Source organism: Saccharopolyspora sp., from assembly GCF_017434145.1.
In the GTDB taxonomy this organism is placed as follows: Bacteria; Actinomycetota; Actinomycetes; order Mycobacteriales; family Pseudonocardiaceae; genus Saccharopolyspora_C; species Saccharopolyspora_C galaxeae.
On record NZ_JAFRFW010000863.1, the window covers coordinates 1 to 5,570 of the forward strand.

Here is a 5,570-nt window from a genome sequence, read left to right on the forward strand (position 1 = left end):
AACGCGGCAAGGCCGAGCGCGGCAGCACCGACGGCGCCACCGGCACCGGCGAGCCCGCACCGGAACTCCCCGCGGCCGACGATGACGAGGTGATCCCCGTGGAGCTGGCCGGCACGACGAAAATGGTCTCCCGCAAGAACGTGCGCTGGGTGGAAGCCCAGGGCGACTACGCGCGGCTGCACACCACCGACGGCGGGTCGCACCTGGTGCGGATCCCGCTGGCGCAGCTGGAGGAGCGCTGGGCCGACGCCAACTTCATCCGCATCCACCGCTCCTACCTGGTGTCGATGTCGCTGGTCAGCGAGCTGCGGATGTCGTCGTCCGGTTATTCGGTGCTGCTCGGCGGCGGGGAGCCGAAGGAGCTGCCGGTCAGCCGCAGGCACACCCGCGAACTCAAGGACCGCCTGGTGCGGGCGCCCAGGCAGGGCTGGGGCCAGGCATGACGCCGCGCGGGCAGCAGCACTCGCCGGCCGGGCGGGCATGACGCCGGAGCAGGGGACCCCGGCGGCCGGGCGCCGCCGTCCCCGCCGCAAGCGCGTCGTGCTGGCCGACCGGTACCGCACCGCTCCGATGAGCCGTACGATCATGGAGCTGGAGGAGCAGACCAGCGTCGGCGAGATGGTGGTCGGCCACCTGGTGCGGGCGCAGCTGCGCAGCGCGCTGGTGCTGACCGGGCTGGTTGCGGTGGGCCTGTTCGGACTGCCCTTGTTGTTCTACCTGCTGCCGTCGCTGGGGGACGCGGTGATCTTCGGAGTCCGGCTGCCGTGGCTGGCGCTGGGGGTGCTGCCCTACCCGTTCATGGTGCTGATCGGCTACTGGTATTCGCGTTCCGCGGCTCGGCACGAACGCGATTTCCTGCACATGATCGAGCGGTAGCTCGGCGATGGTCTCCGCTTCCTGGGCGCTGGGCGGCATCGCGCTCGTCGCCGTGGCCACTTTCGCGATCGGCATCTGGGGTTCGAGCACCGCGCGCACCACTTCGGATCTGCTGGTGGCGCGGCGGCTGGTGCGGGAGGAGCGCAACGCCGCAGCCATTTCCGGGGAATACCTCTCGGCCGCCTCGTTCCTCGGCATCGCGGGTTTGATCCTGAAGGACGGCGTGGACGCGCTGTGGTATCCGATCGGTTTCGCTTCCGGGTATCTGGCGGTGCTGTTGTTCGTCGCCGCGCCGCTGCGCCGGTCCGGCGCTTACACGATTCCGGATTTCGTCGAGGCCCGGCTGGATTCGCTGCGGCTGCGCTGGTTCAGCACGGTTTTCGTGGTGCTGATCGGCGTGCTGTACCTGATTCCGCAGTTCCAGGCCGCCGGATTGACGCTGGCCACCGTTTCCGGCGTGCCGTTCTGGGCGGGTGTGCTCGCGGTGGCCGTGCTCGTGATGGCAGGCGTGCTCAGCGGCGGGATGCGCGCGGTGACGCTGGTGCAGGCGTTCCAGTACTGGGTGAAGCTGTTCGCGATCACCGTGCCCGCGTTCGTGCTGTTCGGGGTGTTCTTGACGGGTGGATCCCACGGCGTGCGGCTGGAATCGCCCGGGCCGGAGTTCCAGCACGACACGGTCGTCCAGGTGCAGACCCCGGTCCGGCTGCACGTCGCCGAGCCGGTGTGGGTCGACGTGACCGGTTCGCCCACGCCGAGCGGGGACGGGCCGTTGCAGCCGCGGGGCCACGCCGAGGTGTTCGTCTCGGCCGGGGACTACCAGGTCGACAAGGGCACCCAGCTGCGGTTCCCGGCGCACAGCCCGGTGCCGGTGGTCGCCGACGCGGACCCGGACAACGCCTCGTGGCTGCACCCGCAGGACGGCGGGCCGGATTCGCTGGTGGAGACGTACTCGCTGATCTTGGCGACGTTCCTGGGGACGATGGGTCTGCCGCACGTGCTGATCCGCTTCTACACGAACCCCAGCGGGCACGCCGCCCGCCGCACGGCGCTGTTCGTGCTGTTGCTGCTGGGCATGTTCTTCCTCTTCCCGACCATCTTCGGGTTGCTGTCCCGGTTGTTCGTGCCGGAGTTGCTGGTCACCGGAACCACCGACGCCGCCGTGCTGCTGCTGCCGAACGCGATGCTCAGCGGCTGGCCGGGGACGCTGCTGACGGTGCTGACCGCGGCGGGCGCGTTCGCGGCGTTCGTGTCGACCTCGTCCGGTCTCGTGGTCAGCATCGCCGGGGTGGTCTCGACCGACCTGCTGCGGGACCGGGGAGTCGACGCGCGGCTGGTGCTGGTGGCCACTGCGCTGCTGCCGGTGGCGCTGTCGCTGGTGCTGCCGCAGGACGATCTTCCGCGCGGAGTGGGACTCGCGTTCGCGCTGGCGGCCTCGACGTTCTGCCCGCTGCTGATACTCGGCGTGTGGTGGCGCGGGCTGACCGCCGCCGGGGCCGGAGCGGGCCTGACCACCGGGGGAGTCCTGGTGCTCGCGGCCATGGGCGCGAGCGCGATGTGGCCGGAGACCGACGGCATCGCCGGTGCGCTGCTGCGCCAGCCCGCGCTGGTGACGGTGCCGATCGCGTTCTCGACGGCGGTGCTGGTCAGCTTCGCCACCCGCGCTCGCCTTCCGGACGGCGTCTCGCGGATCATGCTGCGGATGCACGCCCCGGACCGGCTCGGGTTCCAGGACGGCCCGGCGACCCGGGCGAGCGGCCGGGGGCGCAGGTCGGTCCCGGAAGGACGGCACCGGCGGCGCTGAGCGTTCCGCAATGTCCGGAATGTCGCCCGATCGTTATTCACCGTCGGCAGAAGTGCCGGTGACAACCCTCACAGCACGTGCCAAGCTCTGCTTTCGCAAGTCCGCCTGATGGTCATCCACCCGGTTTGGGAAATTCCTCATTCCGGCGGATTCCGCGAAGATCATCGGGTGCGTAGCGTTCGCGCGTTCACAGCTCGAGCTCCGCCCGGCGCCGGCGGGCGGGAGCGCACCGATGCAGGAGGAAAAGACAACCGTGAACTCCACGGGCCAAAGCGATCCGAGCCCCGGCACCGATGCCGAAGTCTGGATCGACACCCAGCGCAGTCCCGATTTCCGCACGCTCCGGCAACGGTTGCGTAAATTCGTCTTCCCGGTATCGGCGATCTTCCTCGCCTGGTACTTGATCTACGTGCTGCTCGCGGACTACGCGCACGGCTTCATGAGCATCAAGCTCGCCGGGAACATCAACGTCGGCCTGGTCCTCGGGCTGTTGCAATTCGTGTCCACGTTCGTCATCACGACGCTCTACGTCCGGTTCGCCAACAAGAACCTGGATCCGGTGGCCGAGCGGATCCGCGAGAGCGTCGAAGGAGAGCAGCGGTGAGCGCCACTACGACCGCGCTGGGAATGCACCTGGCGCAGAACCCGAACACCGACACGGCGTCCAACCGCTGGCTCAACATCGGCATCTTCGCGGTGTTCGTGCTGGTGACGCTGGTGATCGTGTTCCGGGCGAGCCGGAACACCAAGACCGCGTCGGACTACTACGCCGCGGGCCGCTCGTTCAGCGGCCCGCAGAACGGCATCGCGATCTCCGGCGACTACCTGTCCGCGGCGTCGTTCCTCGGCATCGCGGGCGCGATCGCGGTGTACGGCTACGACGGATTCCTGTACTCGATCGGCTTCCTCGTGGCCTGGCTGGTGGCGTTGCTGCTGGTCGCGGAACTGCTGCGGAACACCGGCCGGTACACGATGGCCGACGTGCTCAGCTTCCGGATGCGGGAGCGTCCGGTGCGCACCGCGGCCTCGCTGTCGACGCTGGCGGTGACGTTCTTCTACCTGCTGGCCCAGATGGCGGGCGCCGGCGGCCTGATCGCGCTGCTGCTGGGCGTGACGGACAAGGGCCAGCAGGCCATCGTGATCGCCGTCGTCGGCGTGCTGATGATCGTGTACGTGCTGGTCGGCAGCATGAAGGGCACCACATGGGTGCAGATCATCAAGGCGGCGCTGCTGATCGCGGGCACGTTCGTGATGACGGTGTGGGTGCTGGGCCTGTACGGCTTCAACCTGTCCGGGCTGCTCGGATCGGCCGTGGACACCGCGGGCGCGAACGGCGAGAAGCTGCTCAACCCGGGTGCGCAGTACGGCAAGACCGAAGCCAGCAGGCTCGACTTCGTGTCCCTGGGGCTGGCGCTGGTGCTCGGCACCGCGGGCCTGCCGCACGTGCTGATGCGCTTCTACACCGTGCCCACGGCCAAGGAGGCGCGGCGCTCGGTGGTGTGGGCGATCTGGCTGATCGGCCTGTTCTACCTGTTCACGCTGGTTCTCGGGTACGGCGCCGGGGCCATGGTCGGGCCGGACGCGATCAAGGAGGCCCCTGGCGGGGTCAACTCGGCAGCGCCGCTGCTGGCGCTGCAACTCGGCGGGCCGTGGTTGCTCGGGTTCATCTCGGCGGTCGCGTTCGCCACGATCCTCGCGGTCGTCGCGGGCCTGACGATCACCGCTTCGGCGTCGTTCGCGCACGACATCTACGCGAACGTGATCAAGAACGGGCAGGTGGACGACAAGCAGCAGGAGGTGAAGGTCGCGCGGATCACCGCGGTGGTGATCGGCGTGGTCTCGATCCTCGGCGGCATCGCGGCCAACGGGCAGAACGTGGCGTTCCTGGTCGCGCTCGCGTTCGCGGTGGCGGCCTCGGCGAACCTGCCGACCCTGCTGTACTCGCTGTTCTGGAAGCGGTTCAACACCACTGGCGCGCTGTGGAGCATCTACGGCGGGCTCGCGGTGACCATCGTGCTGATCATCTTCTCGCCCGCGGTGACCGGCGACGAGGAGGCGATGTTCCCGTCGCTGGACATCGCGCTGTTCCCGCTGAAGAACCCGGGCCTGGTGTCCATCCCGATCTCGTTCCTGCTCGGCTACCTGGGCACGGTGCTGAGCAAGGAGCCGCACAACGCGGAGAAGTACGCCGAGATGGAGGTCCGCTCGCTGACCGGTGCCGGCGCGGAGAAGTCGACCGCGCAGCACTGAGAAGTGCTCCGACCGCAGCACTGATGAGTGCTCGGACAACCGCGCAGTCCAGGAACGCCCCGCCCACCCGGCGGGGCGTTCCGCTGCGCGGTGCGAGTCACGGCACGGGCGAGTCACGGCACGGGCGAGTCACGGCACAGGCGAGTCGCGGCACGGGGACGTGGGCACCTCACGACATGCCCACGGCCGGCGTGGCAGCATCGTGGCGTGACTACCCCGATGCAAGTGCCCGGTGTCCCGCCGGAGGAGCTGCCCGCCGAACTGCCCGGTGCGGGCAACGCGCTGCTGGACGTCCGGGAGCACGACGAGTGGGCCGCAGGGCACGCGCCCGGCGCGGTGCACATCCCGATGAGCGAGATCCCGCAGCGGCTCGACGACCTGCCCGAGGCCGACCAGCTCTACGTGGTGTGCCGCTCCGGTGGCCGTTCGGCGCGCGTCACGGCGTACCTGAACGCGAACGGCTGGGACGCGGTGAACGTGGAGCGCGGCATGAACGGCTGGCACACCAGCGGCCGCAGCGTCGTCTCCGACGACCCCGGCACCGAGCCGTACGTGCTGTGACTCCTCCCGAGCCGGGTCCGCCGCCGCGGCCGGAGTGGGTGGCCACTCCACCGGGCAGACCGCGCACGCGCAGGCGCCCGCG

General features: G+C 69.6%; 6 protein-coding genes. All 6 read left to right on the forward strand.

Annotated features, from left to right (window positions below; translation table 11 throughout):
* Window positions 1-443: LytTR family DNA-binding domain-containing protein (locus tag IJH84_RS23445; RefSeq protein ID WP_295149101.1), on the forward strand; the 443-nt coding region annotated here is incomplete at its 5' end.
* A gap of 37 nt (window positions 444-480) precedes the next feature.
* Entirely contained in the window at window positions 481-876 is a 396-nt protein-coding gene (locus IJH84_RS23450) for a hypothetical protein (protein WP_295149104.1), read from the forward strand.
* A gap of 7 nt (window positions 877-883) precedes the next feature.
* Complete coding sequence (locus IJH84_RS23455; RefSeq protein WP_295149107.1) at window positions 884-2,677, forward strand: cation acetate symporter; 1,794 nt, start codon at window positions 884-886, stop codon at window positions 2,675-2,677.
* A 253-nt stretch (window positions 2,678-2,930) separates the two neighbouring features.
* The gene (locus IJH84_RS23460) at window positions 2,931-3,281 is read left to right on the forward strand and encodes a DUF485 domain-containing protein (protein ID WP_295149110.1); all 351 of its coding nucleotides are present in this window, start codon (window positions 2,931-2,933) and stop codon (window positions 3,279-3,281) included.
* 23 nt (window positions 3,282-3,304) lie between these two features.
* Entirely contained in the window at window positions 3,305-4,927 is a 1,623-nt protein-coding gene (locus IJH84_RS23465; protein ID WP_295149113.1) for a cation acetate symporter, read from the forward strand.
* Between the two features lie 219 nt (window positions 4,928-5,146).
* On the forward strand, window positions 5,147-5,488 hold the full coding sequence (locus tag IJH84_RS23470; RefSeq protein ID WP_200068648.1) for a rhodanese-like domain-containing protein: 342 nt from the start codon (window positions 5,147-5,149) through the stop codon (window positions 5,486-5,488).
* The last annotated feature ends 82 nt before the right edge of the window (window positions 5,489-5,570 follow it).

What these genes read in the sequence shown, in the direction of transcription:
- IJH84_RS23450 (WP_295149104.1), top strand. Translation starts at nt 481, where the DNA reads ATGACGCCGGAGCAGGGGACCCCGGCGGCCGGGCGCCGCCGTCCCCGC.
- IJH84_RS23455 (WP_295149107.1), top strand. Translation starts at nt 884, where the DNA reads ATGGTCTCCGCTTCCTGGGCGCTGGGCGGCATCGCGCTCGTCGCCGTG.
- IJH84_RS23465 (WP_295149113.1), top strand. Translation starts at nt 3,305, where the DNA reads ATGCACCTGGCGCAGAACCCGAACACCGACACGGCGTCCAACCGCTGG.
- IJH84_RS23470 (WP_200068648.1), top strand. Translation starts at nt 5,147, where the DNA reads ATGCAAGTGCCCGGTGTCCCGCCGGAGGAGCTGCCCGCCGAACTGCCC.